The sequence below is a fragment of the Arthrobacter sp. Y-9 genome, assembly GCF_029690065.1.
Classification (GTDB): domain Bacteria; phylum Actinomycetota; class Actinomycetes; order Actinomycetales; family Micrococcaceae; genus Arthrobacter_E.
In genome coordinates this window covers 3,071,245-3,096,459 of the sequence record NZ_CP121463.1, presented here as the reverse complement: position 1 = coordinate 3,096,459, position 25,215 = coordinate 3,071,245, and the positions used below count along the sequence as shown (strand labels likewise).

Here is a 25,215-nt window from a genome sequence, read left to right as displayed (position 1 = left end):
CCCTCGTGAAGCCCTTCCGAGGCCCGCGCCGGGCCCTTGACGCCCGCCGTCGTGTGAAGCCCGGGGTCACGGACTTCACACGAGCGGAAGGGGGAGGTCACAGAAGGTCCGGCGCCCTGACGGGCTCAGTGGTGGAACGCGCTCGCCTCGCCGGGTTCGGGCAGCGGCGTCGGGGCCTTTTCGAGGAACTCGACGGCGGTGCGCAGGTCCTGCAGGAAGCTCTCCGCGAGATCGCGGGTGAAGCCATTGCGGACCACGACGCGCTGCACGGTCAGGTCCGTCATGCCGTCCGGCATCGGATACGCGGGTACCAGCCAGCCCGCCATGCGAAGCCGGTCCGAGAGATGCTGCAAGGTCCATCCACCCGTGAAGCCGGGCTTGAGCCGCCAGGCGAAGACGGGGATGTCCGAGCCGTCGTTCCAGAGCTGGAACGGCTCCATGGCCCCGATCTCGTGGGCCAGATAGCGGGCGACGTCCCGGCACGCCGCATGCACGGAGCGGTACCCCTCCCGGCCGAGCCGCAGGAACAGGTAGTACTGCAGGAGCACCTGGGCGCCGGGACGTGAGAAGTTCAGCGCGAAAGTGGGCATGTCACCGCCGAGATAGCTGACGTGGAAGATCAGGTCCTCCGGCAGGTCGGACTCATCCCGCCACACCACCCAGCCCAGGCCGGGGTAGACGAGCCCGTACTTGTGTCCCGAGGTGTTGATGGAGATGACGCGGGGCACGCGGAAGTCCCATGCCAGTTTCGGCTGGAGGAACGGCGCCACCATGGCCCCGGAAGCGCCGTCGACGTGGATCGGGATGTCCAGGCCGCTCGTCTTCTGGATCGCGTCGAGTGCCTTGGAGATCTTCTCGACCGGTTCGTACATGCCCGTGTAGGTCACGCCCATGATCGCCACGACGCCGATGGTGTTCTCATCCACGTACTTCTCGAGTTCGTGGCCGTCCAGGACCGGGTGCTCCTCCGAGATCGGGACGTATCGGGCCTCCACCTCGAAGTAGTTGCAGAACTTCTCCCAGCAGACCTGGACCGCGGAGCTCATGATGATGTTCGGCCGCTCCGTGGACAGGCCGGCCTTCCGCCGGGCGTGCTGCCAGCGCCGCTTGAGCGCGAGACCCGCCAGCATGCAGGCCTCCGACGATCCGATGGTGGACGTGCCCACTGAACGCTCCGGATCGGGTGCGTGCCACAGATCGGCGAGGATGCGCCAGCAGCGGTGTTCGATGTCCGCGGTCTTCGGGTACTCGTCTTTGTCGATCATGTTCTTATCGACGGTCTCGGCGTAGAGCTTGCCGGCTTCGGCCTCCATCCAGGTCCCCACGAACGTGGCCAGATTGAGGCGGGCGTTGCCGTCCAGCATCGCTTCGTCGTGGACGATCTGGTACGCCGTGGACGGGAGCGCGGCACCCTCCGGAAGGGTGAAACGGGGGAACTCCGTGGCTTCACCCGGGCGGCTGAACAGGGGATTCAGTTCGATGGAGGCGTTGGAGGTGTCGCTGCCGAACGCGGTGGAGTGCTGGGACTTTCTACGGGGAGCGGTCATGTGCCCAGCCTAGGAGAGGGGCCTGGCGGGGTGAACCCCCGTCGGCTGGGAAGGAGCAGGGAATCACCCCGGACAAAGCAAAAGCCCCGCTCCTGAGAGCGGGGCTTTTCCGTGGTCGGGATGACAGGATTTGAACCTGCGACCTCTTCGTCCCGAACGAAGCGCGCTACCAAGCTGCGCTACATCCCGATCCGTTGACCCGCGGGTTTCCCCGACAAGCAACCCTACAAGAATAGCGGATCCGGCCCGAGTTTTGAAATCGGCGGAGGCAGGGCCTCTTCGGACCCGTGACTCCCCGGTGATCAGGCCCGAAGGAGCCCGTCACCGGGGACGCCTCACACCAGCGAGTCGCGCCAGGCGCCGTGCAGGGCGGCGAAGCGGCCACCGTCCCGGATGAGCTGGTCCGGGGTGCCGTCCTCCACGATCCTCCCGTCATGGACCACCAGGACGCGGTCCGCGATCTCCACCGTCGAGAGCCGGTGCGCGATGATGAGAGCCGTGCGTCGGTGCGCCGCTGCCTCGCTGCCGGAGGCTTCCCCGGCCACGGCTTCCCCGGCCCCGCTCTCCGGCGCGACGACGGTGGGCCCGGCCGCGCCGTCGTCGCGCGCGGGGCGCCGGGTGGGGGAGTCCGCGCCGCCGCCCAGGAGCCGCGCGAGGCCTTCCTGCACGAGCCGCTCACTGGGAATGTCGAGAGAGGAGGTGGCTTCGTCCAGGATGAGCACCGCCGGGTCGGCCAGGAACGCGCGCGCGAAGCTGATGAGCTGCCGCTGCCCGGCGGAGACGCGGCCGCCGCGCTTGTTGACGTCGGTGTCGTAGCCCTCGGGGAGGGCGCGGATGAACGTGTCCGCGCCGACGGCCCGGGCCGCCGCCTCGATCTCCTCGCGGCTGGCCCCCGGGCGGCCCAGGGCGATGTTGTCCGCCACGCTTCCGCTGAACAGGAACGCCTCCTGCGTCACCATGACCACGGCCCGCCGCAGCTCCGGGGTGGAGATCCGCGACAGCTCCACCCCGTCGAGGGTCAGGGAGCCCGCGCTGACGTCGTAGAAGCGGGCGATCAGCTTGGCGAGCGTGGACTTGCCCGCACCCGTCTGGCCGACCAGCGCCACGGTCTGTCCCGCGGGAATGGTGAGATTCAGCTCCGGGACCACCACGGGCCCGTCGCCGTACCGGAATTCGACGTCCTTGAACTCGATCCGGCCCTCGGCCGCGGGCAGCGGCACCGGCTCGCGGGGCGGACGCACGGTCGGGACCTCTTCGAGCAGTCCGGACACCTTCTCCAGGGCGGCCTGAGCGCTCTGGAAGGAGTTGTAGAACATGGCCATCTGGTCGACCGGCTGGAAGAACCGCTTGACCGACAGGACCAGCGCCAGCAGCACGCCGACGGCCAGCTCGCCGTGCAGGACGCGGAACCCGGCCACGGCCAGGACCACCACGACCGTGATGTTGCCGAGCAGCACCAGGGCGGGCAGGAAGATGCCGTTGAGGTTGATGGAGCGCACGGTGACCTGACGGTATTCCTCGGACAGGTCCGTGTACTCCCGGGTGTTCTGGGCCTCCTTGCGGAATGCCTTGACGGCGCGGATGCCCGTCATGGTCTCCACGAAGTGGACGATGATCCGGGCGGACACCACGCGTGATTCGCGGTAGGTGATCTCGGAGCGCTTCTGGTACCAGCGGGTCAGGAATGTCGCGGGGATGGCGGCGCCGAGCATGATCAGACCGCTCGGCCAGTCGAGTGCGAACACCGTCAGCGCCGTGAACACCATGAACATGAACCCGGCCGCGAGGGAGCTGACCCCGGAGTCGAGCAGTTCCCGGAGCGCCTCCAGGTCCGACGTCTGCCGGGCGATGATCCTGCCCGAGGTGTACTTCTCATGGAATTCCAGGCTGAGCCGCTGGGTGTGCCGGAAGACCCGGACCCTCAGGTCCAGCAGCATCGCCTGGCTGAGTTTGGCGGTGCTCGTGACGTACAGCGCGGTCAGCCACGCCGTCACGACGGCGGCCAGCAGATACCCGACGCCGGCCAGCACCAGCGGCGTCGAGTCGCCGCGGGTCAGGGCCGGGAGCGCGCGGTCGATGCCGAAGGCGATCAGCGCAGGTCCTGCGGCGTGCGCGGCCTGCGAGATCACCACCATGGCGACTGTCAGCCAGAACCGGACCCGGATGGGCCGGATCAGCGAGCCGAGGAGCCGCAGGGACCGCTTGCGGACGGCCCGGCTTTCCGCTGCGGCGAGCCGGGAGGAGTCCTCGTTCGACGTCCCGAAGCCGGGCGTCGTGGTCTGTGCCGTGCTCATGCGTTCACCTCGTTCTCGAACTCCGCGTCCTCCAGCTCGTCCTCGAGCTCACTGTCCAGATCGACAGGGTCCGGGTCGAGGCTCGCGATGACGTAGCGGTAGTGCTCGTTCGTCGCGAGCAGCTCACTGTGCGTCCCGACGGCGGCGATCCGGCCGTCCTGCAGCAGCGCGACGCGGTCGGCCAGGGCCACGGTGGACGGGCGGTGGGCGACGATCAGCGTGGTCGTCTCGCTCAGGACCTCCCGGAGCCGCGCCTCCACGAGTTCCTCGGTCGCGACGTCGAGGGCCGACAGCGGGTCATCCAGCACCAGGACCTTCGGCCGGGCCGCGATCGCGCGGGCCAGGGCGATGCGCTGCCGCTGCCCCCCGGACAGGCTCAGCCCCTCCTCGCCGATGCGGGTGTCCACACCGTCGGGCAGGGCGTATGCGAACGATGCCTGCGCGACGTCGAGCGCCTCGGTGAGTGCCGCCGTCGCGGTCTCCTCGGTGGCGGTCACCTCGGCCGGCGCGCCCAGCAGCACATTGTCCCGGATGGAGCTGGAGAAAAGCGTGGTGTCCTCGAAGGCGACGGAGACGATGCTGCGGAGTTCGGTCAGGCTGAACTCGCGCAGGTCCTGGCCGTCGATGGTGATCCTGCCGTCCGTGACTTCGTAGAGCCGCGGCACCAATTGCAGGAGCGCGGACTTGCCGGAACCGGTGACGCCCACGAGGGCCATGGTCTCGCCGGGGGCGATGTCCAGAGTGACATCCTCGAGGAGGTACTGCGGGTCGTCCGGATCGGCCTCCAGACTGTCCGCGAAGGCGAAGCGGACGCCCTCGAAGCGGACCGCACCGTCGATCTCGGCCGGCCGGTGGGGAGTGGCCGGGTCAGCGATGGTGACGGGGCTGTCCATGACTTCGAAGTGGCGGTCGATGGCGGATTTCGCGGTCAGCGCCATGGAGAGCAACATGCCGACGGCTTCGACCGGGCCCGCGACCACGGCCGCCGTCGCGAAGAAGGCCACGAGCGCGCCGATGCTGAGCTGGCCGTCCGCCGTGAGGGCGATGCCGAGCACCAGCCCGACGCCGAGGGCCAGTTCCGGCAGGAGCGTGGACACGAGCGAGAAGAAGGCCAGCTGTCGGGCCTTGAGGATCTCGGTCTGCCGGAGTTCCTCGGCCTGGTTGTTGAAGTTCTCCAGCGCTTCGCGGCCGCGGCCGAACGCCTTGAGCACGCGGATGCCGTGGACGGACTCCTCGACCGCGGTGGCCAGGTCGCCGGCCTGGTCCTGGCTGCGACGGGCGACGCGGAGGAAGTTGCGGCGAAAGCGGGTGCCGGTGGCGACGATCGGGATGGCGGCGGCCAGAAAGACGAGCGCCAGCTGCCAGCTCATGCTGAACATGATGCCCACGCCGATCACGACCGTGAGCGACGTGACCACCAGCATGATCGCGCCGAACGCCATCCAGCGTCGCAGGAAATTGAGATCCGCCATGGCGCGGGAGAGGAGCTGACCGGAGCCCCAGCGGTCATGGAAGTCGACGGCGAGATCCTGCAGGTGCCGGTACAGCGAGACACGGAGCCCGTTCTCGACGGTCGTGGCCGGGTTGATGACGAACTGGCGGCGGAGGGCGATCAGCCCGGCCTCCAGGACGCCGAGTCCGAGGACGGCCGCGACGGCGATCCAGACCTCGGAGGGCTGACCGCCGGGGTGCAGCGAGTCGTTGATGAGGCTCCGTAGCACCTGCGGGATCGCCAGGGCGACCAGGCTGGCGCCGAGCGCGGAGAGCAGGCCCATCACGAGCCGCGGCATGATCGGCTTCAGATGAGGGTAAAGGCGTCTGAGTGAGTGGAAGAACGTGGTCTGAGTCTGCGCCATGCTGGGTGATCGCTTCGCTTCCCGATGAGCCGTGCCATGAGTGTTCGTTACCTGTGGCAACCAGCCTACGCCGGGGTTTTATGCCCGGTTTGTCACACGGTTTCAGATGAACGCAAGTGGGCGGAATCCAGGGCGGAAAGCCCGGAGGAGGCACGCGGCGGACGGCGGTGAGGACCGGCCAAGACGGCTTAGAGGCCCGGCGGCAGCACGGCGGGCGGACGGTTGAGCTCCACCGCGTAGGCGATCGCCAGCACCAGGAGGGCACAGCCGAACACGGCCAGCCCCGCGGACAGCACCGGCCTCCACGAGCCCTGTTCCTCCGACCCGACCTTGAGGATGAGCATTCCGTAGGTGTACAAGGACAGCAGGATGAGAGCGGAGACCGAGGACAACTGCAGAAGGAACGCCTGATCGCCGCAGATCGGACCGTCGTCCGCCGTGCAGCCGCGGTTGCTATGGGGGATCTGGGCGAGCAGCGTCCCGACGCCGATCGCCGGTGCCACGAGCAGGACCACGGCGAAAGCGGACAGGGACCACAGCAGGGTCAGGTTCTGCTTTCCCCAGGCGGGCGCGATCCCCGCGGCGGCGACCGTGTGCGTCATGAGCGGCTGAGCAGGTAGGAACCCAGGAACAGCGCCGCGGCATAGGCCGCCAAGGCCAGAAGCGGCGGCCAGGCGCGGACGCTCCTGGTCCGCCCGCGATGCTCGACGGCGACGATCACCACGGCGCCGACATACAGAGCGGCGAAAATCGCTGCGAGCACCGTGGAAGCCCACAGCGCCTCAGCCTGGTTCCCGCAGATCGGCCCGGAGCCGGCGTCGCACCCTCTGCCGGTGTGCGGCACGGAGGCCAGTCCGCCGCCGATGCCGGACACGGGGAACCACAGGAAGATCGCGGCCAGGACGGTGAAGAGCCAGAGGATGGCGGGTGTCGCACGAGCGGTGCCGCCCGTTGATACTGTGCCGGCGGTCGATGAGAAGGCCGGCGCCGTGTTTTCTTGTGGGTCCCCCATGGACTGGACTCTAGCCGGTCCGGTTGGTTGTGTGCTCAGTAGTTGCGGGTCCCGGAGCGCGGAACCCGCAACTACTGAGCACGCAACTGAGAAGCGGGTCAGCCCTCGCGTGCCGTCAGGTCCAGCACCACGGCCTCCGGGCGGCAGGCGATGCGGTAGGGCGCGAAACGGGAGGTACCGATCCCTGCGGAGACGTTGACCGGCGTCGTGTGCCCCTTGCTCTCCCAGTCGTGCAGGCCGCGGGCCCGCCACGTGGGCAGATCGCAGTTGGAGACGAGCGCACCGTAGCCGGGGATGCAGACCTGGCCGCCGTGAGTGTGGCCGGAGAGGATCAGCTCGGCGCCGGCTTCGGTGAGCGTGTCCAGCGCCCGCTGATACGGGGCGTGCACGACGCCGACGCGCAGCGACGGGGCCGCCCCGGCGGCGATGCCCTGCGGCCAGCCGGTGAACTTCTCCCGCTCGATGTGCGGATCGTCCATGCCGGAGAAGTCGAAGCGCATCCGGTTGAAGACCAGGGACTGGTGGCGGTTGGTCAGATCGACCCACCCGGACATGCCGAACCCGGCACGCAGGCGCGGCCAGTCGAGCGCGACCGGTTCCTTGCGCTGGCGGGAAGGGCCCGCGAAGTACGCCAGAGGACTCTTCAGCCGGGGCGCGTAGTAGTCGTTGGAGCCGGGAACGAACACGCCGGGCCGGTTCAGGAGCGGCTTCAGAGCGTCCAGCAGCGGGTCGATGGCGTCCCGATGGCTCAGGTTGTCGCCGGTGTTGACCACCAGGTCGGGGTTGAGGTCATCGAGGGAGCGCAGCCAGTCGGCCTTCTTGCGCTGGCCCGGGATGAAATGGATGTCGCTCAGGTGGAGGATGCGGAACGGCTCGCTGCCCTCGGGGAGGATGGCCAGCTCTTCGTGGCGGACGCCGAACTGGTTCTTCTCCCAGGACCCGTATGCCAGGCCCGCCGCGCCCGCGACGCCGGCCAGCACGGCCGTCTTCGCAGCGGTTGCGGCGAGGCCGCGCCCGGTTTCCCGGACGCGGCCTGCGAGCGACGCGGCAGCGTTCAGCTGCTCGGTCAGCGGATCGCCCATGGTCACGGCGTCTTCTTGGGGTTGGGCTTGCCGTTGTTGTTGCCACCGCCGTTGTTACCGCCGCCTCCGGTGTTGCCACTGGTCGGCTTGGTGTCCGTCGGCTTCTTGCCGTCCGGCGTGTTCGTGGCCGGAGTCTCGGGCTGGACGGGGGGCGGGACGTAGGAGGTGCCCAGGAGGGAATCGGGCGCCGGGTCGAACTCGCCGGTGTCGTAGAGCCCGGCCACCTGCTGCATGTACCGCGCCATCTGAGGACCGGCGATGTACGCGCCGTCGATGGAGTCGTAGTACTGGCCGTTAACGTAGATCCTTTGACCCCTGAACTGGTTCGGATCGCCGTAGACCTGCCCGAAGTAGGAGGCGGTGACCAGGCCCTTGGTGTACGCGAGAACCCAGGTCTGGGAGTTCGTGTTGTTGGTACCGGTCTTGCCCGCGATCGGGGCCTGGACCTTCTCCGGGATCAGGACACCCGAGCCCTTGCTCATCACGTCCTGCAGCACGTTGGTCACGGTCTTCGCGACGTCGGGCTTGATGACCTCCTTACAACTGGAGGTCTGGGCCGGGTACTTCTTGCCCTGGGCGTCCACCACGGAATCGATCGCGATCGGCTCGCAGAAGGTCCCGTTGTTGGCGAAGGTGGAGAACGCGCTCGCCATGGTCAGCGGGGCGACGTTGTTGCCACCGAGCAGGTTGCCGAGGGTGTTCAGGCCAAGCTTGCTCTTGCCGTCACCGGTGTGCATCTGCAGGGCGTCGGCCATCCGCTGGATGTCGCAGAAGTCGTCCAGCGCGGCGGCGGAGGCGAAGGTCGCCGTGTTCACGGAGAGGGTGATGCCCTCTCGCACCGTCATCCTTCGGTAGTTTCCTTCCGTAGCGTTCTGGAGAGAATCAGAGCCCGGAAGGGAAGGGTCGAACGCACCCTCGACCGGCTTGCACGTGGTCTTCCACGGAAAGTCCAGCGGGTATACACGTTGCGTCGCGTCGACGACATCATCGGTGCGCTTGCCTTCGTTCAGCCAGGCGGCCAGTGTGACTGGCTTCAAGGTTGAACCGGGCTGGAATCCGCCGATGCCACCCAGCGAGTTCCCGTTCGCATCCGCCCGGTCCACGTTGAAGTTGTAGTCGGTGACCATGGGGACGCCCGGGGTCTTGACCACCCGGCTATTCTGAGCCATCGTGAGAATCTTGCCCGTTCCCGGCTGAACGGTGATGAGGGACGCGCCCCACTTGTCCGTGTTCTCGGGTCCGGCGGAAGCGTCCACCTGCACCTGGGCGGGCTTCTGGAGCCGCGGGTCCAGGGTGGTCTTGATGGTCAGGCCGCCGCGCTGCAGCAGGTTCAGGCGGTCCTGAGGAGTGTCACCGTAGGCGGGGTTGTTCAGGATGAGGTGCTGCACGTAGTCGCAGAAGTACGGGGCCGTGGCGGCGTACTGGCAGCCCTGGCGAGGCACGGTGACCTTCGTGGTGACCGGGGTCTTGACCGCGTCGTCGTGCTGCTTCTGAGTGATCTTGCCGTTCTTCAGCATGGCGTTCAGGACCAGATCGCGACGCATCTTGGCGTTCTCCGGGTTGGTCACCGGATCGTAGGCGGAGGGGTTGTTGACGACGCCGGCGAGCATGGCCGCCTGCGGCAGCGTCAGATTCTTCGCGGACGTGGAGAAGAAGTAGCGTGCCGCGGCCTCGATGCCGTAGGCGTTGGCGTTGAAGAAGACGATGTTGAGGTAGCCCTCAAGGATCTGATCCTTGGTCATCTTCTTCTCGAGCGCGATGGCGAGCTTCATCTCACGGAGCTTCACGCCGACCGTCTTGCTCGAGGTGCCGTTCAGCTTCACCTCGTCGGAACGTCCCTCGGCGATGAGGGATTCGTTGATGACGTTGTTCACGTACTGCTGCGTGATGGTGGACGCACCCTGGCGTCCGCCCTTGGCCGTGGCGACCAGGGCGCGCGCGATACCGGTGGGGTCCACACCGCCGTGCTCGTAGAAGCGGCTGTCCTCAATGGCGACGATCCCGTCCTTGACGAACGGGGAGATGTCCTTGAGCGCCACACGGGTCCGGTTCTCAGCGAAGATCGTCGCGATCTGGGAGCCGTCGGCCGCCAGGACACGGGTCGCCTGCCCCGGGGGAGCGACCGTCAGTTCTCCGGGAAGGTCCTCAAAGAACTGGACGGAGCCACTCGCCGCACTGCCGGTCACCGCGGCGGCAGGGACCAGGAGTCCTGCCACCAGGACCCCGCAGAGAGCACTGACGCCCAGAAATGCCACGATCTTCCCCAAGACCGTGGCAGTGTCGAATAGCGGATTCTTCGCTTGAGCCATGTTCTCCAGTCTAACCGGAGCCATTACGCTTGACCCCATGAGCAAATGGGAGTACGCGACCGTACCACTGATCATCCACGCCACGAAGCAGATCCTGGACACCTGGGGCGAGGACGGCTGGGAACTCGTCCAGGTGGTCCCCGGACCCGACGGCAACGGCCTGGTCGCCTATCTGAAGAGGGAGAAGGCCTGAGCATGTCGTCCCACGTCAATGCTGAGAACAGCGCGATCGAGGCCCGCCTGGCGGAGCTCGGACTGAGCCTTCCGGAGGTCGCCGCGCCGGTGGCGGCCTACGTGCCGGCCATGGTGAGCGGCGCCCACGTCTACACCGCGGGTCAGCTTCCGTTTATTGAAGGCAAACTCCCAGCGACCGGAAAGGTCTCCGCGGACGGCGCCGAGGGCACCGTGACCCCCGAGCGTGCCAAGGAACTCGCGGCCACGAGCATCATCAACGCGCTGGCGGCCGTCAAGAGCGTCATCGGCAACCTGGACCGGGTCACCCGGATCGTGAAGGTCGTCGGTTTCGTGGCGTCCACCCCCGATTTCACCGGCCAGCCCGGCGTCATCAACGGCGCGTCCGAGCTCCTGGGTGAGATCTTCGGTGAGAAGGGGCAGCACGCCCGTTCCGCCGTCGGCGTCGCGGTCCTGCCGCTGGACGCCCCCGTCGAGGTCGAACTCATCGCCGAGTTCGCCTGAATCCTGTCAGATAGGCCGAAGCAGTGCCCCAAGCAGCAAAGCGGCTCTTCGAGCTGCCCGTCCAGTTCGAGAACGCCGCACGCAGCTGGCTCGAACACGGGGAGCGCACACCCGCGGCTCCCCGCTATGCCTCCAGCGTCGTCCTGATCAAGGACACGCCGGACGGCATGTCCACCTGGCTCGCCTACCGGAGCGGCTCCTCGCCGCTCGGCGTGGTCTCCTTCCCGGGCGGCTCCGTCGAGGAGCACGACGACGACCCCATGCCCTGGATCGGCCCGTCGCCGGCGCAGTGGGCTGACGCCCTCGGCATCGAGGACCCCGCGCTGGCCCGCCGTCACGTCGTGGCGGCCATCCGGGAACTCTTCGAGGAGACGGGTGTCCTGCTGGCCGGACCCGACGCCGGGAGCACGGTCGCGGTGACCAACCCGCAGGAGTGGATGGCGGCACGGGAAGCCGTGGCCGCGCAGGACAAGACCCTGGCCGACGTCCTGGACCGTCGCGGGCTCTCGCTCCGCACGGACCTCCTGAAGCCGCTGGTCAACTGGCTCAGCCCCGACTTCGCCCACCGGCGGTTCAACACCCGCTACTTCGCGGCGACACTTCCGCTGGGTCAGGAGCCCCGACTGCTGGAGAGCAAGGGCGTCTGGGGCCGCTGGATCTGCGCCCCCAAGCTCCTGGGCGACCGCACGGGGACCTCGCTGGGTGATGAGATCGACCAGGAGAACACCCGGGGCAGGACGCTGGGGCAGCTCATGGTGCCCGGCACGGAGATCATCCTCGAGAAGCTCGGCACGGCCAAGGGCTGCGTCGCGTACCTGAGCCACAAGCGCAAGACGCACGTCTACCAGCCCACGCTCGTGGAGGTGGACGGCGATCTCAAGCTCGAGGTCGTGCCGCCCAGCCCGCCGGCGACGACCGCGCTTCCCGTGGTCCCGCCGTCGTCCTGACCGGGCCGGCCGGAAAAACGAAAGGCCCGGCACCCCTCGCGGGGTGCCGGGCCTTCTTCGTCAGCCGGTGTGCTCAGCGGGAGCGCTGGCGGAGACGCTGCATGTCCAGGATCACGACGGCGCGTGCCTCCAGACGCAGCCAGCCGCGCTGCACGAACTCGGCCAGGGCCTTGTTCACGGTCTCGCGGGACGCGCCGACCAGCTGGGCCAGCTCTTCCTGGGTGAGCTCGTGAGCCACCAGGATGCCGTCCGTCGCGGGACGGCCGAAGCGGTCGGCCAGGTCCAGCAGGGCCTTGGCCACGCGGCCGGGGACGTCGGAGAACACCAGGTCGGACAGCGAGTCGTTGGTGCGGCGCAGGCGGCGTGCCAGGGCCTGGAGCAGCTGTGCGGAGACCTCGGGGCGCGTGCGGAGGAGAGCGTTGAGGCTCTCGTTCTTCAGGCCGGCCAGGCGGGTCTCGGAGACGGCCGTGGCGGTCGCCGTGCGGGGGCTCGGGTCGAACAGGGCCATCTCGCCGAAGAGCTCACCCGGGCCGAGGATGGCCAGCAGGGATTCGCGACCATCCGCGGACGTGCGGCCGAGCTTCACCTTGCCGGAGACGATGAAGTAGAGCTGATCGCCCTGGTCGCCTTCCCGGAAGACGGACGCACCACGGGAGAGGTCCACCTCGCTCAGCTCGTCCGTGAGCAGGCGGAAGGCGTCGTCATCCAATGTGGCGAAAAGCGGTGCCCGGCGCAGTACCTCGATGTCCATGTAATCTCCTCTGAAAATTGACGCTGAGCACATTCTTTCAGAAAATGCCGTCCGATGCGCGGCGCGCACCGGCGCCCGTGCCGGGCAGGGGCCGTGGGGACCAGTCTTTCACGGCAAAATGTCAGGCGTGCTCAGTAGCATGGCGGACGCAAGGATTCGTCGTGACTGGAAGGAACACCGTGTTCGGGTTGACCGTACTGGACCTGGTCCTGCTGGTGACGCTCATCTCTTACGCCATCTACGGCTTCCGGAACGGCTTCCTGGTCACCGTCGGCGGGATCGTCGGCTTCGCGCTCGGCGCGGTGGCGGCGTTCTTCGCGATGCCGCTGGTCAGCTCACTCGTGAGCGACGCGAAGTGGCGCCTGACCGCCGTGGTGGTGACCGCCGTCGTGCTCGTGGTCCTCGGCAACAGCCTCGGCGCCTCGGTGGGCCACAGGATCCGCTCGGCCCGTGCGGTCCGCTCCCTGCGGGGCCTGGACCGGCTCGCGGGGGCCGCGGCCAGCGTGGTCATGACGGCCCTGGTCATGTCGCTGCTCTCCTTCGGCCTCAACTCGATGGGCGTGCCGGTCATCTCTCAGCAGGTGGCGAGTTCGCGGGTCATCAGATTCATCGACGGCGCCACCCCCGCCCCCGTGCAGGGCGCCATGGCTCAGCTGCGGTCGAGCCTCATGGGCGAGGGGATCCCCAAGATCATCGACGGCGCCGCGCCGCTCCTGACCGGACCCGCTCCGGTGGGCTCCGCGGACACGCCGGAACTGAAGAACGCCGCCCAGTCGGTCCTCAAGATCACCGGCACGGCGTTCCAGTGCGGGCAGAACCAGACGGGCACCGGATTCGTCGTGTCCTCCGAGCGTGTCGTGACGAATGCCCACGTGGTGGCCGGTGTCAGCGAACCCGTGGTGGAGTCCCCGGACGGTTCCGCGCTGGCGGCCCGCGTGGTGTACTTCGACCCGCAGCGGGACCTCGCGGTGCTGGCGGTCAACGGCCTGACGGCCCACCCGCTGCCGCTGCGGACCAACCTGCCGACGGGCAGTGAAGCCGCCTTCGAGGGGTACCCGCACGGCGGGCCGTTCCAGGCGAAGCCTGCTCGTGTGCAGGGCATCTCCCAGGTGGAGATCCCGGACATCTACGGGAAGAACCACGTCATGGGTGACGTGTACCAGATCGCCGGAGACGTCCAGCCGGGCAACTCGGGCGGACCGCTGCTGAGCCCCGACGGTCAGGTGGCCGGCGTGGTCTTCGCGAAGGCCAGTGCCAGCAGCGGGGTCGGTTTCGCCATCACCATGGACGGACTCAAGCCCGTCGCGGCACGGGCCCCGAGCCTGGACGTTCCGGTGTCCCCGGGCCAGTGCACCACCAAGTAGCGGCCGCTCCTGCGGCCGCCGGAACTCAGGTTTGACGCAGGCGCTCCAGCACGTCCGCGAGCCGGGAACCCAGGCCGTGCACGGCGTCCTCGGGGAGGTCGTCGACGGGGAACCACCGCACGTCTTCGGACTCGTCGCTCAAGGTGGGTTCGGGGGTGCCGTCCGTGATCATCGCGACGCCGACATCCAGGTGGGAGCGGCAGTGCCCGAACGCCCCGGACAGCTGGTGATGGTCCAGGTCCACGACGCGGAGTCCGCTCAGCTGTTCCGGCTGGAGCCCGGTCTCCTCAGTGGCCTCGCGGAGGGCCGCTTCCAGGATGCCGGGGTCCTCCGTTTCGAGGTGTCCGCCGGGCTGCACCCAGAACTTGCCTTTGCCGTGGAACACCAGCAGGACGTGGTCGTGCGTGGCGTCCAGGATGAAGGCGCTGGCCGTCAGATGTGACGGCAGAGGATGACGGGACAGCACGTCGGCGCCCTGGTCCAGGGCCGTCAGGAACTCGGCCTGCTCCGCCTCCTCGGACGGCGACAGGGGTTTCCAGGTGGAGACGGCGTGCAACGCGGAGTCGAGGAGGGTCACCTGGGAATGATAGCTCCGCGGCCCGTGCGGCGGCCGGTCGCGCCGCCGTCGACGGCTCTCAGCTCAGGCGTCCCGCTCGGCCAGGTAGTCGATGGCGAAACGGTAGCCCAGCACGCCCGCCCCGGCGATGACCGCCTCGCAGACCCCGGAGAGGTAGGAGTGGTGCCGGAACTCCTCGCGCTGGTGGACGTTGGTGATGTGCACCTCGACGGCGGGCAGCGCGACGGCGGAGATCGCGTCCCGCAGCGCGACGGACGTGTGCGTGTAGGCGCCCGCGTTGATCACGATGCCGAGCGCGTCCTGCCGGGCCTCGTGGATCGCGTCCACCAGGGCGCCCTCGTGGTTCGACTGGAACGCCCGGATCTCCAGGCCGTGGCGCGCCGCGGCCGTCTCGCACAGGTACTCGACGTCGGCCAGCGTGGCCTGCCCGTACTTCTCCGGCTCGCGGGTGCCCAGGAGGTTCAGATTGGGGCCATTGAGAACCAGGATGGTCTTGCGGACGGGGGTGTCGGCTGCGGATTCGGTCATGTTTTCACAGTAGCGGGTACCGGGCCGGTCGCCGAGTCGTAGGCGTCGATGAGACGCTCCAGGAAGGAGGCCACCACGGAGGCCTCCCCCGCCGACAACGTGCCGATCACGTGCTCCACCCCGTCGATCAGAGGTGCCACGCAGGCTTGGGCATCGGTCGCGATCTGCGGGGAGGCCGTCACGATCAACTTGCGTCCATCGGAGGGGTGCCGTTCCCGTCTGATGTGGCCCGCGGCCTCCAGTCGGTTGAGCACCAGGGTCATGGCCGCGGTGGAGATCTCCAGTTTGTGGGCGAGTTCCGTGGGAGTGGCCGGCCCTGTGGACAGCAGATGGTCCAGGACCTCCAGTCCGCCTTGATCGATCCCGAGTTCCCGCGAGAGGAAGCGTTCGAAGCGCTGCTGGCGGATGGTGACCTGCTGGATGCGCGCGCGGATGTCGCCGTCGTCGAGCGGTCGCCCGTCCCGCCGTGCGCCGGCGCGGGCGGCGTAGTCCCGGGCGCCGCGCTGTGGGTCGCGGGAGTTGACTTCCATGCCCTCCATGGTAATACTCAATCTTGCTAACAAGATTGATAATCAAGAATTGAAGGAAAATGACAGGCGAAACGAGCGGCGGAGGCCGTTGGCGGTGGCTGATCCTCGGTGTGATGCTGGCCGCGGAGATCATGGATCTCCTCGACTCGACCATCGTGAATGTGGCCGGACCCGATCTGGAACGATCCCTCGGGGCGTCCTCCCTGGGGCTGCAATGGGTGATCGGCGGCTATGCGCTGACTCTCGGCGCCGGGCTCATCCTGGGCGGTCGTCTGGGGGATCGCTTCGGCCGCCGGGCGATGTTCCTGCTCGGACTCGGGGCGTTCACGGCCGCGTCCCTGCTCTGTGCGGCGGCTCCCACCACCGAGATCCTCATCGCCGTCCGGCTGGTGCAGGGCTTCGCGGGTGCGCTGCTCTTACCGCAGGGCCTGGGACTCCTGCGGGAGAACTTCTCGGGCCCAGAGCTGGCCAAGGTGTTCGGGGTGTTCGGTCCCGTGCTCGGCCTGGGTGGGGTGCTCGGCCCGCTGATCGGCGGCGGATTGATCGAAGCCGATCTGTTCGGGCTCGGTTGGCGTGCCGTCTTCTTGGTGAATGTCCCGATCGGCCTGGCGGCTCTGATCATCGCCTGGCGCATCCTGCCCCGGCGCTCCGGCGACAAGAGCGTGGGGATCGATGGGCCGGGCGCCCTCCTGATCGTGGCGGCGTCCGCGCTGCTGGTGCTTCCTCTGAACCTCGGCCAGGAGGAAGGCTGGCCTGCATGGACCTGGGTCAGCATCGCTGCCGGGCTCGCCGGGTTCGTCCTCTTCGCCTTCCAGCAGCGCCGTGCCCACGGCCGCGGCAAGACCCCTCTGGTGATGCCCAGCATTTTCAGCAGGCGTGCCTACACCCTAGGTCTGGCGGGCATCGCGCTGTTCTTCAGCGCCCTGATCGGGACCCAGCTGGTCCTGACGCTGTTCTTGCAGATCGGCCACGGATTCTCCGCAGGCGAGGCCGGGCTCGGCAATCTTCCAGTTGCGCTGGGGACCATGGTGGGTGGCGCACTCAGTGGCGCCTACCTCGCCGAACGTCTGGGCCGTGGTGTGCTGCAGATCGGCGGAATCCTGCAGGTCGGCGGTTCGGTGCTGCTCTGGGCGGAACTGCAAGGCACCGGGGGGTTCTCCATCTGGACGATCGTGCCCGGCATAGCAATGGCCGGTCTCGGCTCAGGCCTGGTGATCGCCGCACTGTTCAGCATCATCCTCGCGGCCGTCCGCGATGAGGAGATCGGTTCCGCCTCCGGCGTCCTGACTGCTGTGCAGTCGATCGCTGGGTCCATCGGAGTGGCCGTCCTCGGTTCCACCTTCTTCGACGGGATCAAGAGAGGTTCCCCGGAGTCCGCCTTCCAGCAAGCGCTCTGCATCCAGGCGGGACTCCTGGTGGTGTTCCTCGGGCTCACTTTCCTCTTCCCGCGTAAGGGCAGGGCGGATGAGTTCGCGACGACGGCCGACGAAGCCGACGACGGCGCAGTGTCTGTGGGCGCCGGGCAAGCCGGAGGAGAGTCCGGGCCGCAATCCGCCCAAGGCGCCGCCGGCCGGGAGTGAGCCCGGGTTGGTCAGCCCTGCAGGGGCGCGATGCGGAGGCGGCGGACGCTTTCGGCGAGGATCGCCTGAGCCTTCTGTCCCAGCCCGGGGTCGGTCACGAGCTCATCCGCGTCCTCGAGGGCCGCGATGCTGCTGATGCCCTGGATGCCCCACTTGGAGTGGTCGGCCACCACGACGAGTTTGCGGCTGGACGCCAGGAACGCGCGGTCCGTCTCGGCCTCCAGGACATTAGGCGTGCTGAATCCGGCCTGCGGATCCATGCCGTGCACGCCGAGGAAGGTGACATCCAGGTTCATGCTCTTCAAGGCCTGGGTGGCGACCGGCCCCACGAGGGCGTCAGACGCCGTGCGCTGGCCGCCGATGAGAATGACCTCGGTCTTCGGGTTGACCACGGTGGAGCGGTAGAAGATCTCCGCCGTGCGGATGGAGTTGGTGACCACCGTGATGGCCGGACCCTTGACCAGTTCCTGGGCGAGTGCCCAGGTGGTGGTCCCGGCGCTGAGCCCGACCGCCATGCCCTCGGAGACGGAGCCCGCGGCGACGGCGGCGATGGCCTGCTTCTCCGCCGTGAATTGCGTGGACTTCAGTTCGAAGCCCGGTTCGTGGGTTCCGGCGTCGCCCAGGATCTTGGCGCCGCCGTGGATCCGTTCCAGCAGGCCCGTGTCGCTGAGGGCTTCGATGTCACGGCGGACCGTCATGGCGGAGACTTTGAGGGCGTCGGCGAGATCGGAGACCTTGACGATGCGCTCCTTCTGGACCATCTCCAGGATGGCCTGATGCCGGGCGGCTTGCAGCATGTGCGACTCGCTCCTCATGATCGTCTCCTGTGTCTGGATGAAGTCTAGTGCTGCGGTGCCTGAGCGGGGACGACGGCGCGGCTCACCCCTTGCTGGACCCGAGAGTGAGGCCCGCGACAAACTGCCGTTGCAACAGGAGGTAGATGACCAGGGTGGGGATCACCGTGATCACCGCACCGGCCGCCAGGAGGTTGTAGTCGTTGAAGAACTGGCCCTGGAGGTTGTTGATCGCCGTCGTGACCGGAAGCCGGTCACCGTTCTGGATGAAGAGCAGCGGCCAGAAGAAGTCGTTGTAGATGAAGATGACTTCCAGGGTGCCGAGTGCGGCGAAGGCCGGGCGGCAGAGCGGCATGATGATCTCCCAGTACTGCCGCCACAGTCCGGCGCCGTCCACGAGCGCCGCCTCGGTGAGGTCCGGGGAGAGCGCCTTCATGTAGTTCGACAGGACGAAGGTGCAGAAGCCGATCTGGAACGCCGTGTTCACGGCGATCACGGAGATGTAGGTGTTGAGCATGTTGCCGGAGTCGCTGACGGCGTACGGCACCTGGAAGTGCTTCATCATCAGGAACAGCGGCGCGGCGAGCACCTGGGGCGGCAGCAGATTGCCGGCGGTGAACATGATCAGCAGGGTGATGTTGAATTTCCAGTTCACGCGGCTCACCGCGAAGGCCATGAGCGAGGCGAGGAACAGTGTCAGGAGCACCGCCGGCACCGTGATGATCACCGAGTTCCAGAAGTACTTGGAGAACCCGCCCTGGGTCCACGCCTGCACGAAGTTGTCGAAGTTGAAGGGGCCCTGGACGCTGAAGTAGCCGTACTGATTGGTGGCCCAGCTCGGACGGAGGGCGGTGTACAGCGCCCAGCCGAGCGGCACCAGCCACATCACGGCCATCACCACGAGGAAGAGGTGTGTCCCGTAGTGGCGCTTGCGCTTGGAACCCCGCTGCACGGCGTCGTGCGCGACGGCGACGCCGGCCTGCCGCCCGGCGCTGCGGGTCCGGGGTGCGGTGGTGCTGCTCACGATCTGCTGTCCTTTCCGAAGGTGCGGGTGAGATAGAAGACGATCGGGACGAGGGAGACCACCAGGAGCACGGTGGCCAGCGCCGATCCGACCCCGAGGACCTGTCCTTCGCCGACCAGGTTCTGGATGACCAGGGCGGAGAGGAGCTCCAGGCCGTTCGTGCCGCGGTTGATGACGTAGACGACGTCGAACGCGCGGAGGGATTCGATGATGGTGATCACCACGATCACGATGTTCACGGGCTTCATCGCCGGGAACACCACGCGGAAGAAGGTCTGGAAGCTGTTCGCCCCGTCGATGGCGGCCGCCTCACGGAGCGTGGGGTCCACGCCTTTGAGGCCGGCCAAGTAGAGCAGCATGACGTAGCCGGCGTGGCGCCAGGTGGCGGCGATCAGCGCGGCCCAGATGTTGACCGAGGAGTCCCCGAACCAGTCGACCGCCTGCGGGGTCCCCGCGGTGCCGAGGAGGAAGTTCAGCAGGCCGTTGTCGCGCTGGTAGAAGAGCTGCCAGATGATGCCGACCAGCGCGAGCGAGAGCATGACGGGCGCGAAGAAGATGCTCTGGTAGATCCGGGTCCCGCGGATGTTCTGATCCAGCAGGACGGCGAGGAGCAGGCCGATAGGGGTGGCGATGACGGCCAGGAACACCAGCCAGAGGACGTTGTGCTGGATGGCCGGCCAGAAGGGCGGATAGTCCTGCAGGATGAAGCGGTAGTTGTCCACGCCCGCGGGTTTCATGTCCGCGAAGTCCAGGCCGTTCCATTTGAGGAAGCTGAGCCCGATGGAGAAGAGGGTCGGCAGCCAGACGAAGATCAGCTGGATGAGGGTCGGGATGGCGACCATGGCGCTCAGGACGAGCACATCGCGTCTGCTCAGCCGGCGGACATGGCCCGGGCGTTTCCGGGGTCCGGGGCCCTTCCGGGGTGCGGGGCCGCCGCCCGTCCGGGAGGCGGTGGAAGAGGTGGTCATGGGGGTCTCCTTGCGGCGGTGACCGGGGCGTCCTGGAGAGCGCCCCGGTCACCGGGTGGGTCCGGGCTACTGGGCCGAGTAGAGGGCCTTGGCCTGGGACTCGAGATTCTTGACGTCCACGGTGCCGTCCTTGAGGAAGGCCTGGAGCGCCGGGATCATGACGTTGTTCGCCATCGCCGGGAGGGCGTCGCGGTCGAAGAACTGCGTGATGGACTTCGCCTGGCCGATGACGTCCGCGCACTTCTTGTTCAGGGCTGTGAAGCTGCTCTGATCGGAGCCCTTCGCGGTCTGGATGTTGGAGGGATCGCCCTTGTAGTAGGCGTCCTGACCCTCCGGGGTGCCGATGAATTCCAGGAAGTCCTTGGCCGCCTGGTTGTCGCCGCCCTTCTTGGAGAGCAGGAATCCGTCGATCGGAGCCTCCACCGCCTCCTGGCCCTCGACCGCCACCTCGGGGAACGGGAAGAAGTCGATGTCCTTGAGCACGGCGGGATCGGTGAACTGCTGCGTCACGAACGAGCCGAGGAGGTACATGCCGGTCTTCTGGGCCGCGAGGGCCTTGGCGGCGTCCTGCCAGGTCTGGCCGAGAGCGCCCGGATCCTGGTAGGGCAGGAGGGCCTTCCAGGTGTCGAAGACGTCGCTCACCTTCTTCTGGTCCCACGATTCCTTGTGGGCGCAGAGATCCACATGGAACTGGTAGCCGTTGAGCCGCAGGTTGAGGTAGTCGAAAGTGCCCATGGCCGGCCAGCCGTCCTTGTCGGCGAAGCCGATCGGGATGAAGCCGTCGGCCTTCATCTTGGCGCACAGGGTCTTGAGCTGGTCGAAGGTGGTGGGGACCTCGTAGCCCTTGGCCGCCCAGACGCTCTTCCGGTAGAAGAAGCCCCAGGGGTAGTTGTAGTTCGGGATGAAGTACATCTTGCCGTCGGGACCGGTGGAGGCCTTCTTGAGGGCGTCCGAGTAGTTGCCCCCGATCTTGGACCAGACGTCGTCGATGGGCGCCAGGAGTCCCTTGCCCGCGTAGTACTGCATGCGGTAACCGGCGAACCAGGTGAAGGCGTCGTCCGGGGAACCCTGCAGGTACGAATTGATCTTGTTCTGGAAGTCGTTGTGGGGAACGGTGTTGATGGTGGCGGACTTGCCGGACTTCTTCTGGAAGGCGGCGAGCGTGTCGGCGAGAGCTTTCTTCGGCACCTCGTCGGACAGGCTCGAACCCAGGGTGAACGTGGTGGCGGCGGAGCCACCGCCGGAGGGGCCGGAGCCCCCGGTGCACGCCGCGAGGAGCGGAACGCCGGCGAGGCCGGCCGCGCCGAGTGCGAAGGATTTGAGAACGGTGCGACGCGGGGCGACTACGCTGCCGGCCGGCATCTGAGGCTGTGGCATTTTTTCTCCTTCAAGAACCCATTGCCTGTGATGTGCGCCACACTAGCAGTCAATGGAACAAAAGTGAACAAGAAGAAACCTTCGCAAACATAAAGATTCAGAATCGATCTGGATGTCGCGTCGGCATAACGGCCTCCCTCGCCCGGAATGGCGGGGTTCGGCGGGGGGCTGAGTCAGCAATCTACACGTGTCACTTCTGCGTAACGCAAGCATTTCGGGAAGAATCTCGAACCTATTGACTCGAGTAGATGGCGCTGGGAGACTCTTCCGCATGACTCAGATCTCACCGTTCTCCCTCGGAATCGTCGGCGCCGGCCAGTTCTCCGGCCAGTTCGCCAAACTCTTCAAGGCCCACCCCCTCGTGCAGGACGTCTATGTCACCGATGTGCTCGCCGAGCGGGCGGAGGCGCTGGCAGCCCGCCAGAACCTGGCCGGCACGTTCCCCAGCTTCGAGGACATGCTGGCCTCCGACGTCGACGCCGTCGCGATCTTCACGCAGCGCTGGACGCATGGACCGCTGGTGGTCCAGGCGCTCAAGGCGGGCAAACACGTCTACTCCGCGGTGCCCATGGCGATCAGCGAAGAGGAGATCGCCGCCATCATCGAGGCCGTCCGGGAGACCGGGCTGACCTACATGATGGGGGAGACCAGCTACTACAACCCCGCCACGATCTACGCGCGGGACCGCAAGGCCGACGGTGCGTTCGGCCGGATCTTCTACGCCGAAGGTGACTACGTCCACGACATGGACCTCGGCTTCTACGCCGCCTACCAGTACAGCGGCGGGGAGGAATGGCAGAAGACCGCCAGCTACCCGCCCATGCTCTACCCGACGCACTCCCTGGGCGGCGTCCTCGGGGGCATCGGAGGCCATGTGACGAGCGTGAGCTGCATCGGCGTCCGGGACGACCGCGGCGACGGCGTCTTCGACCGCGAGATCAGCATGTTCGACAACGACTTCTCCAACGCCACGGCCCTGTTCGAGATGGACGGGGGCGGGAGCATCCGCATCAATGAGTTCCGGCGCGTGGGCTACCCGTCCCATCTGCGCGAGAGCCGCTTCCGGTACTTCGGCACCGAGGGCAGCTTCGAGCAGCTCGTCGAGACGGCCGTGTGGCAGGACAAGGAGGGCTTCACCGATGTGAGTGAACAGATCAGCACCCTGCCCAGCATTCCGCTCGATGACCCGTCCCTCGCCGACGTCGACCCCGCCCTGCGCGACGCCTTCGTCTCGGGCCTCGCCCCCGTGCACGATCCGTCCCGGCTCCCCGCGGAACTCCGCGCGCTGCCGAGCGGGCACGAGGGGAGTCACGCCTTCCTGGTGGACGACTTCGTGACCGCCGTGGCCGCCGGCACCCTGCCGCCCGTGAACGCCTGGACGGCCGCCCGCTTCACGCTGCCGGGCATCGTGGCCCACCAGTCGGCACTCCGAGGAGGGGAGCGGCTCCCGATTCATGACTTCGGGGACGCCCCGGAGCTTCCGGCGGCCCGCAGCACCGAGGCCGCCCGCGGCTAGCATGGTGGCTATGCCGGACCTCTCCGCCTCCCCCCGACCGGTGATCACGCGGAAGGACGTCGCCCGCCTGGCGGGCGTCAGCACCGCCGTCGTGAGCTATGTGGTCAACGGGGGACCCAAGAACGTGGCCCCGGCCACCGAGGAGAAGGTCCGGCAGGCCATCGCGGCGCTCGGCTACCGGCCGAACGCGGCGGCGCGGGCGCTCAAGAAGGGGTCGTCGCAGATCCTGGGCATGGTGGTCCCGAAGATCAGCAACCCGTTCTTCGCGAGCCTGGCCGAGGCCGTCGAGCAGGCCGCGGAGGAACAGGGTTTCGCCCTGCTCCTGGCCGACTCGCGGGATTCGCTGACCGCAGAGCGCAGGCATCTGCGGAACTTCATCGACCGGCAAGTGGATGGCGTGTTCCTCTGCTCGGTCCTGGTCCAGCCGGACATCCAGGAGCTCCGGGAGCGCGGTGTCCGGACGGTGCTGCTCAACTTCTCCGAGGAGTCGCCGTCGGTGGACGCGATCGGCCCGGAATTCTCCGAGAGCACACGACGCGCGGTCGAGCACCTGGCCTCGCACGGTCACCGGGACATCGCCCTGGTCATGGGCCTCACCACCGGGAACGCGCCGGACCGCCGCGAAGGCGGCTGGCGCGCGGCCCTGCAGGGCCTGGGGGAGTCGGAAGGACGGATCTTCCGCTGCACCTTCGACCGGCACGGCGGTTACGAGGCCGGGAAGCAGTTCCTCGCCGTCACGCCCCGGCCGACCGCGGTGTTCATCAGCTCGGACCAGCAGGCCATCGGCTTCCTCCGCGCGGTGCAGGAAGCCGGTCTCCGTGTGCCCGACGACGTGGCGGTCATGGCGTTCGACGGATCGGACGAGGCGGAGTACTGCTGGCCGCCGCTGAGCACCGTGCGCCAGCCCGTCAAGGAGATGGCGGAGGCCGGTGTCCGGGCGATCATCGGGGCCGAGCGTGACGAGCCCTCCCGGAACCAGGTGTTCGACTGCGAGCTGATCCTGCGGCGGTCCTGCGGCTGCCACGCCGAGGATTCCTGAGCGCACCCGGCGTCTGTATCCCGGCGCCGCCGCGCACGTGTCGCCCCGCACCTCCACCGCCCCGCACCTCCACCGCCCCGCAAAGGGGCGTCACGGACTACCGTGCGTCGGAGCCCGTGTGCCAGTCTCGGAAGGATCGCTCAACGACGGGAGAACGCCATGCCGGGCGGGTACACGCACATCGTCATCGGCGCGGGGGCCATCGGCTCTGCGGCCGCCTACTGGCTCTCCCAGACCCCGGGCACCCGCGTGCTCGTTCTGGAGCAGGACGAGCTGGTCAACACACGGAACTCGTCCGGCGACGTCTCCCGCATCATCCGGCACGCGTATCACAGCACCGCGTACACGGCCCTGACGCCCGCCATGTTCAACGCCTGGGCGCACGTGGAGGAACAGTCCGGGCTGCCGCTCTACCTCCGGACCGGCGGGCTGGACCTCGCTCCCTCGGAACCTGCGGCCCGCGCGTCCCTGGACGGCTATCGCAGTGCGCTCGCGGCGCAGGGCATCCCGTATGAGGACCTCGACGCGGACGAGATCCGCCGTCGCTGGCCCCAGTGGCGGATCGAGGACGACGTGACCGGCATGTACCAGGAGGCCGGCGGGCTGATCGACATCCGGGCGAGCGTCGCCGCCCACACCTCCCTGGCCCTCGCCCACGGGGTGACCTTCCTCCCGCACACCCGGGCCACCGGGGTCGACGTGAGGCCGGACAGCGTGACGGTCCGGACGACGCGGGGCGACTTTCCCGCGGACCGGCTCGTGGTGGCCGTGTCCTCGTGGCTGGGGGATCTCATGCCGGACCTCGGGCTGGACTACCGCCTCACCCTGTCGCAGGAGCAGGTCAGTTACTTCACGTCGGCCCGTCTGTCCGAGTTCACCCCGGACCGATTCCCCATCTGGATCTTCCACGGCGAGCAGGACCACTACGGGTTCCCGGTCTACGGTGAGCCGGCGGTCAAGATCGCGCGGGACATGCGCGGCCGGTTCATCAGCAGCGACGAGCGCGTCTACGAAGGCGACGCCGAGGAAGCCGCGCTGCTGGAAGGGTTCCTGCGGCGGCACCTGCCGGGCGCCGTCGGGCCCGTGTATGCGAACAAGACGTGCGTGTATGACATGCCGGCCGACCGCGACTTCGTGCTGGACACCGTCCCCGGCGCGCCGCATGTGGCCGTGTTCAACGGGGCGGGGCACGCGGGGAAGTTCGCGTCGCTCATGGGCCGCATCCTCGCCGAGCTGCTGACCGAGGGCTCCACGGCGCACCCCATCGGGGCGTTCTCGCTGCGGAGACCGGCCATCACGGACCCGGATTTCGTGCCCACGTTCCAGCTCCAGCACTGAAGCATCACTGCGCCGGGAACAGCGCTGCGCCGAGAACAGTGAAAGGGCGGGTGCCGGAAACTTCCGGCGCCCGCCCTCTTCCGTCA

The 25,215-nt window shown here is 67.8% G+C and carries 23 protein-coding genes and 1 tRNA gene; 8 read left to right on the top strand and 16 right to left on the bottom strand.

The window, feature by feature from the left end:
• Positions 1-125: 125 nt before the first annotated feature.
• The 8 genes from P9849_RS14040 to P9849_RS14005 form a co-directional block, all read right to left on the bottom strand.
• Positions 126-1,547 (bottom strand): glutamate decarboxylase, encoded by a 1,422-nt coding sequence (locus P9849_RS14040; RefSeq protein WP_278267345.1) that lies wholly within the window; start codon positions 1,545-1,547, stop codon positions 126-128.
• Positions 1,548-1,659: 112 nt separating this feature from the next.
• Positions 1,660-1,736 (bottom strand) — tRNA-Pro (locus tag P9849_RS14035).
• A gap of 146 nt (positions 1,737-1,882) precedes the next feature.
• Positions 1,883-3,841: an ABC transporter ATP-binding protein gene (locus P9849_RS14030; protein WP_278267344.1), complete on the bottom strand. Its 1,959-nt coding sequence runs from the start codon at positions 3,839-3,841 to the stop codon at positions 1,883-1,885.
• The gene (locus P9849_RS14025) at positions 3,838-5,697 is read right to left on the bottom strand and encodes an ABC transporter ATP-binding protein (protein ID WP_278267343.1); all 1,860 of its coding nucleotides are present in this window, start codon (positions 5,695-5,697) and stop codon (positions 3,838-3,840) included. Before P9849_RS14025 ends, P9849_RS14030 begins: the two co-directional genes overlap by 4 nt.
• Before the next feature lie 188 nt (positions 5,698-5,885).
• The gene (locus tag P9849_RS14020; RefSeq protein ID WP_278267341.1) at positions 5,886-6,299 is read right to left on the bottom strand and encodes a hypothetical protein; all 414 of its coding nucleotides are present in this window, start codon (positions 6,297-6,299) and stop codon (positions 5,886-5,888) included.
• The gene (locus P9849_RS14015; protein WP_278267340.1) at positions 6,296-6,709 is read right to left on the bottom strand and encodes a hypothetical protein; all 414 of its coding nucleotides are present in this window, start codon (positions 6,707-6,709) and stop codon (positions 6,296-6,298) included. Before P9849_RS14015 ends, P9849_RS14020 begins: the two co-directional genes overlap by 4 nt.
• A 98-nt stretch (positions 6,710-6,807) precedes the next feature.
• On the bottom strand, positions 6,808-7,791 hold the full coding sequence (locus tag P9849_RS14010; RefSeq protein ID WP_278267339.1) for a metallophosphoesterase: 984 nt from the start codon (positions 7,789-7,791) through the stop codon (positions 6,808-6,810).
• Positions 7,792-7,793: 2 nt separating this feature from the next.
• Entirely contained in the window at positions 7,794-10,100 is a 2,307-nt protein-coding gene (locus P9849_RS14005; protein ID WP_278267338.1) for a transglycosylase domain-containing protein, read from the bottom strand.
• 37 nt (positions 10,101-10,137) lie between these two features.
• Between P9849_RS14005 and P9849_RS14000 the strand changes: the two genes are divergently transcribed.
• The 3 genes from P9849_RS14000 to P9849_RS13990 are packed head-to-tail and all read left to right on the top strand — an operon-like array spanning position 10,138 to position 11,743.
• Positions 10,138-10,293 (top strand): DUF4177 domain-containing protein, encoded by a 156-nt coding sequence (locus tag P9849_RS14000; RefSeq protein WP_278267337.1) that lies wholly within the window; start codon positions 10,138-10,140, stop codon positions 10,291-10,293.
• Positions 10,294-10,295: 2 nt separating this feature from the next.
• A complete protein-coding gene (locus tag P9849_RS13995) occupies positions 10,296-10,796 on the top strand; it encodes a RidA family protein (RefSeq protein ID WP_278267336.1) in 501 nt (166 codons plus the stop codon).
• A gap of 23 nt (positions 10,797-10,819) precedes the next feature.
• Complete coding sequence (locus P9849_RS13990) at positions 10,820-11,743, top strand: NUDIX hydrolase (protein ID WP_278267335.1); 924 nt, start codon at positions 10,820-10,822, stop codon at positions 11,741-11,743.
• A 73-nt stretch (positions 11,744-11,816) separates the two neighbouring features.
• Here the strand turns inward: P9849_RS13990 and P9849_RS13985 are convergent, their stop codons facing one another.
• A complete protein-coding gene (locus tag P9849_RS13985; RefSeq protein ID WP_066215953.1) occupies positions 11,817-12,494 on the bottom strand; it encodes a Crp/Fnr family transcriptional regulator in 678 nt (225 codons plus the stop codon).
• A gap of 179 nt (positions 12,495-12,673) precedes the next feature.
• Between P9849_RS13985 and P9849_RS13980 the strand changes: the two genes are divergently transcribed.
• On the top strand, positions 12,674-13,858 hold the full coding sequence (locus tag P9849_RS13980; RefSeq protein WP_278269169.1) for a MarP family serine protease: 1,185 nt from the start codon (positions 12,674-12,676) through the stop codon (positions 13,856-13,858).
• Positions 13,859-13,883: 25 nt separating this feature from the next.
• Here the strand turns inward: P9849_RS13980 and P9849_RS13975 are convergent, their stop codons facing one another.
• The 3 genes from P9849_RS13975 to P9849_RS13965 form a co-directional block, all read right to left on the bottom strand.
• Positions 13,884-14,435, bottom strand: a complete 552-nt coding sequence (locus P9849_RS13975; protein WP_278267334.1) for an NUDIX domain-containing protein — start codon at positions 14,433-14,435, stop codon at positions 13,884-13,886.
• 63 nt (positions 14,436-14,498) lie between these two features.
• Positions 14,499-14,963, bottom strand: coding sequence for a type II 3-dehydroquinate dehydratase (gene aroQ, locus P9849_RS13970; RefSeq protein ID WP_278267333.1), 465 nt, complete (start codon positions 14,961-14,963; stop codon positions 14,499-14,501).
• Positions 14,960-15,493 (bottom strand): MarR family transcriptional regulator, encoded by a 534-nt coding sequence (locus tag P9849_RS13965; RefSeq protein WP_278267332.1) that lies wholly within the window; start codon positions 15,491-15,493, stop codon positions 14,960-14,962. Before P9849_RS13965 ends, aroQ begins: the two co-directional genes overlap by 4 nt.
• A 59-nt stretch (positions 15,494-15,552) precedes the next feature.
• Between P9849_RS13965 and P9849_RS13960 the strand changes: the two genes are divergently transcribed.
• Positions 15,553-17,073, top strand: a complete 1,521-nt coding sequence (locus tag P9849_RS13960) for an MFS transporter (RefSeq protein ID WP_278267331.1) — start codon at positions 15,553-15,555, stop codon at positions 17,071-17,073.
• An 11-nt stretch (positions 17,074-17,084) separates the two neighbouring features.
• Here P9849_RS13960 and P9849_RS13955 read toward each other — a convergent pair whose 3' ends face one another.
• The 4 genes from P9849_RS13955 to P9849_RS13940 all read right to left on the bottom strand — a co-directional run bounded on the left by P9849_RS13955 (position 17,085) and on the right by P9849_RS13940 (position 21,236).
• Positions 17,085-17,870, bottom strand: coding sequence for a DeoR/GlpR family DNA-binding transcription regulator (locus P9849_RS13955; protein WP_278269168.1), 786 nt, complete (start codon positions 17,868-17,870; stop codon positions 17,085-17,087).
• 82 nt (positions 17,871-17,952) lie between these two features.
• A complete protein-coding gene (locus tag P9849_RS13950) occupies positions 17,953-18,891 on the bottom strand; it encodes a carbohydrate ABC transporter permease (RefSeq protein WP_278267330.1) in 939 nt (312 codons plus the stop codon).
• Positions 18,888-19,859 (bottom strand): sugar ABC transporter permease, encoded by a 972-nt coding sequence (locus P9849_RS13945; protein ID WP_278267329.1) that lies wholly within the window; start codon positions 19,857-19,859, stop codon positions 18,888-18,890. Before P9849_RS13945 ends, P9849_RS13950 begins: the two co-directional genes overlap by 4 nt.
• Before the next feature lie 66 nt (positions 19,860-19,925).
• Positions 19,926-21,236, bottom strand: coding sequence for an extracellular solute-binding protein (locus P9849_RS13940; RefSeq protein ID WP_278267328.1), 1,311 nt, complete (start codon positions 21,234-21,236; stop codon positions 19,926-19,928).
• A 271-nt stretch (positions 21,237-21,507) separates the two neighbouring features.
• On the opposite strand from P9849_RS13940, the gene P9849_RS13935 reads away from it, so the two are divergent.
• The 3 genes from P9849_RS13935 to solA all read left to right on the top strand — a co-directional run bounded on the left by P9849_RS13935 (position 21,508) and on the right by solA (position 25,129).
• Entirely contained in the window at positions 21,508-22,752 is a 1,245-nt protein-coding gene (locus tag P9849_RS13935) for a Gfo/Idh/MocA family oxidoreductase (RefSeq protein WP_278267327.1), read from the top strand.
• A gap of 1 nt (position 22,753) precedes the next feature.
• Positions 22,754-23,791 (top strand): LacI family DNA-binding transcriptional regulator, encoded by a 1,038-nt coding sequence (locus tag P9849_RS13930; protein ID WP_278267326.1) that lies wholly within the window; start codon positions 22,754-22,756, stop codon positions 23,789-23,791.
• A gap of 159 nt (positions 23,792-23,950) precedes the next feature.
• A complete protein-coding gene (gene solA, locus P9849_RS13925; RefSeq protein ID WP_278267325.1) occupies positions 23,951-25,129 on the top strand; it encodes an N-methyl-L-tryptophan oxidase in 1,179 nt (392 codons plus the stop codon).
• Positions 25,130-25,215: the final 86 nt, after the last annotated feature.

Excerpts from the sequence above, each read along its gene's own strand:
- P9849_RS14040 (WP_278267345.1), bottom strand. The coding sequence starts at position 1,547 with ATGACCGCTCCCCGTAGAAAGTCCCAGCACTCCACCGCGTTCGGCAGC.
- P9849_RS14030 (WP_278267344.1), bottom strand. The coding sequence starts at position 3,841 with ATGAGCACGGCACAGACCACGACGCCCGGCTTCGGGACGTCGAACGAG.
- P9849_RS14025 (WP_278267343.1), bottom strand. The coding sequence starts at position 5,697 with ATGGCGCAGACTCAGACCACGTTCTTCCACTCACTCAGACGCCTTTAC.
- P9849_RS14020 (WP_278267341.1), bottom strand. The coding sequence starts at position 6,299 with ATGACGCACACGGTCGCCGCCGCGGGGATCGCGCCCGCCTGGGGAAAG.
- P9849_RS14015 (WP_278267340.1), bottom strand. The coding sequence starts at position 6,709 with ATGGGGGACCCACAAGAAAACACGGCGCCGGCCTTCTCATCGACCGCC.
- P9849_RS14010 (WP_278267339.1), bottom strand. The coding sequence starts at position 7,791 with ATGGGCGATCCGCTGACCGAGCAGCTGAACGCTGCCGCGTCGCTCGCA.
- P9849_RS14005 (WP_278267338.1), bottom strand. The coding sequence starts at position 10,100 with ATGGCTCAAGCGAAGAATCCGCTATTCGACACTGCCACGGTCTTGGGG.
- P9849_RS14000 (WP_278267337.1), top strand. The coding sequence starts at position 10,138 with ATGAGCAAATGGGAGTACGCGACCGTACCACTGATCATCCACGCCACG.
- P9849_RS13995 (WP_278267336.1), top strand. The coding sequence starts at position 10,296 with ATGTCGTCCCACGTCAATGCTGAGAACAGCGCGATCGAGGCCCGCCTG.
- P9849_RS13985 (WP_066215953.1), bottom strand. The coding sequence starts at position 12,494 with ATGGACATCGAGGTACTGCGCCGGGCACCGCTTTTCGCCACATTGGAT.
- aroQ (WP_278267333.1), bottom strand. The coding sequence starts at position 14,963 with ATGACCGAATCCGCAGCCGACACCCCCGTCCGCAAGACCATCCTGGTT.
- P9849_RS13965 (WP_278267332.1), bottom strand. The coding sequence starts at position 15,493 with ATGGAAGTCAACTCCCGCGACCCACAGCGCGGCGCCCGGGACTACGCC.
- P9849_RS13960 (WP_278267331.1), top strand. The coding sequence starts at position 15,553 with ATGACAGGCGAAACGAGCGGCGGAGGCCGTTGGCGGTGGCTGATCCTC.
- P9849_RS13955 (WP_278269168.1), bottom strand. The coding sequence starts at position 17,870 with ATGCTGCAAGCCGCCCGGCATCAGGCCATCCTGGAGATGGTCCAGAAG.
- P9849_RS13945 (WP_278267329.1), bottom strand. The coding sequence starts at position 19,859 with ATGACCACCTCTTCCACCGCCTCCCGGACGGGCGGCGGCCCCGCACCC.
- P9849_RS13940 (WP_278267328.1), bottom strand. The coding sequence starts at position 21,236 with ATGCCACAGCCTCAGATGCCGGCCGGCAGCGTAGTCGCCCCGCGTCGC.
- P9849_RS13935 (WP_278267327.1), top strand. The coding sequence starts at position 21,508 with ATGACTCAGATCTCACCGTTCTCCCTCGGAATCGTCGGCGCCGGCCAG.
- P9849_RS13930 (WP_278267326.1), top strand. The coding sequence starts at position 22,754 with ATGGTGGCTATGCCGGACCTCTCCGCCTCCCCCCGACCGGTGATCACG.
- solA (WP_278267325.1), top strand. The coding sequence starts at position 23,951 with ATGCCGGGCGGGTACACGCACATCGTCATCGGCGCGGGGGCCATCGGC.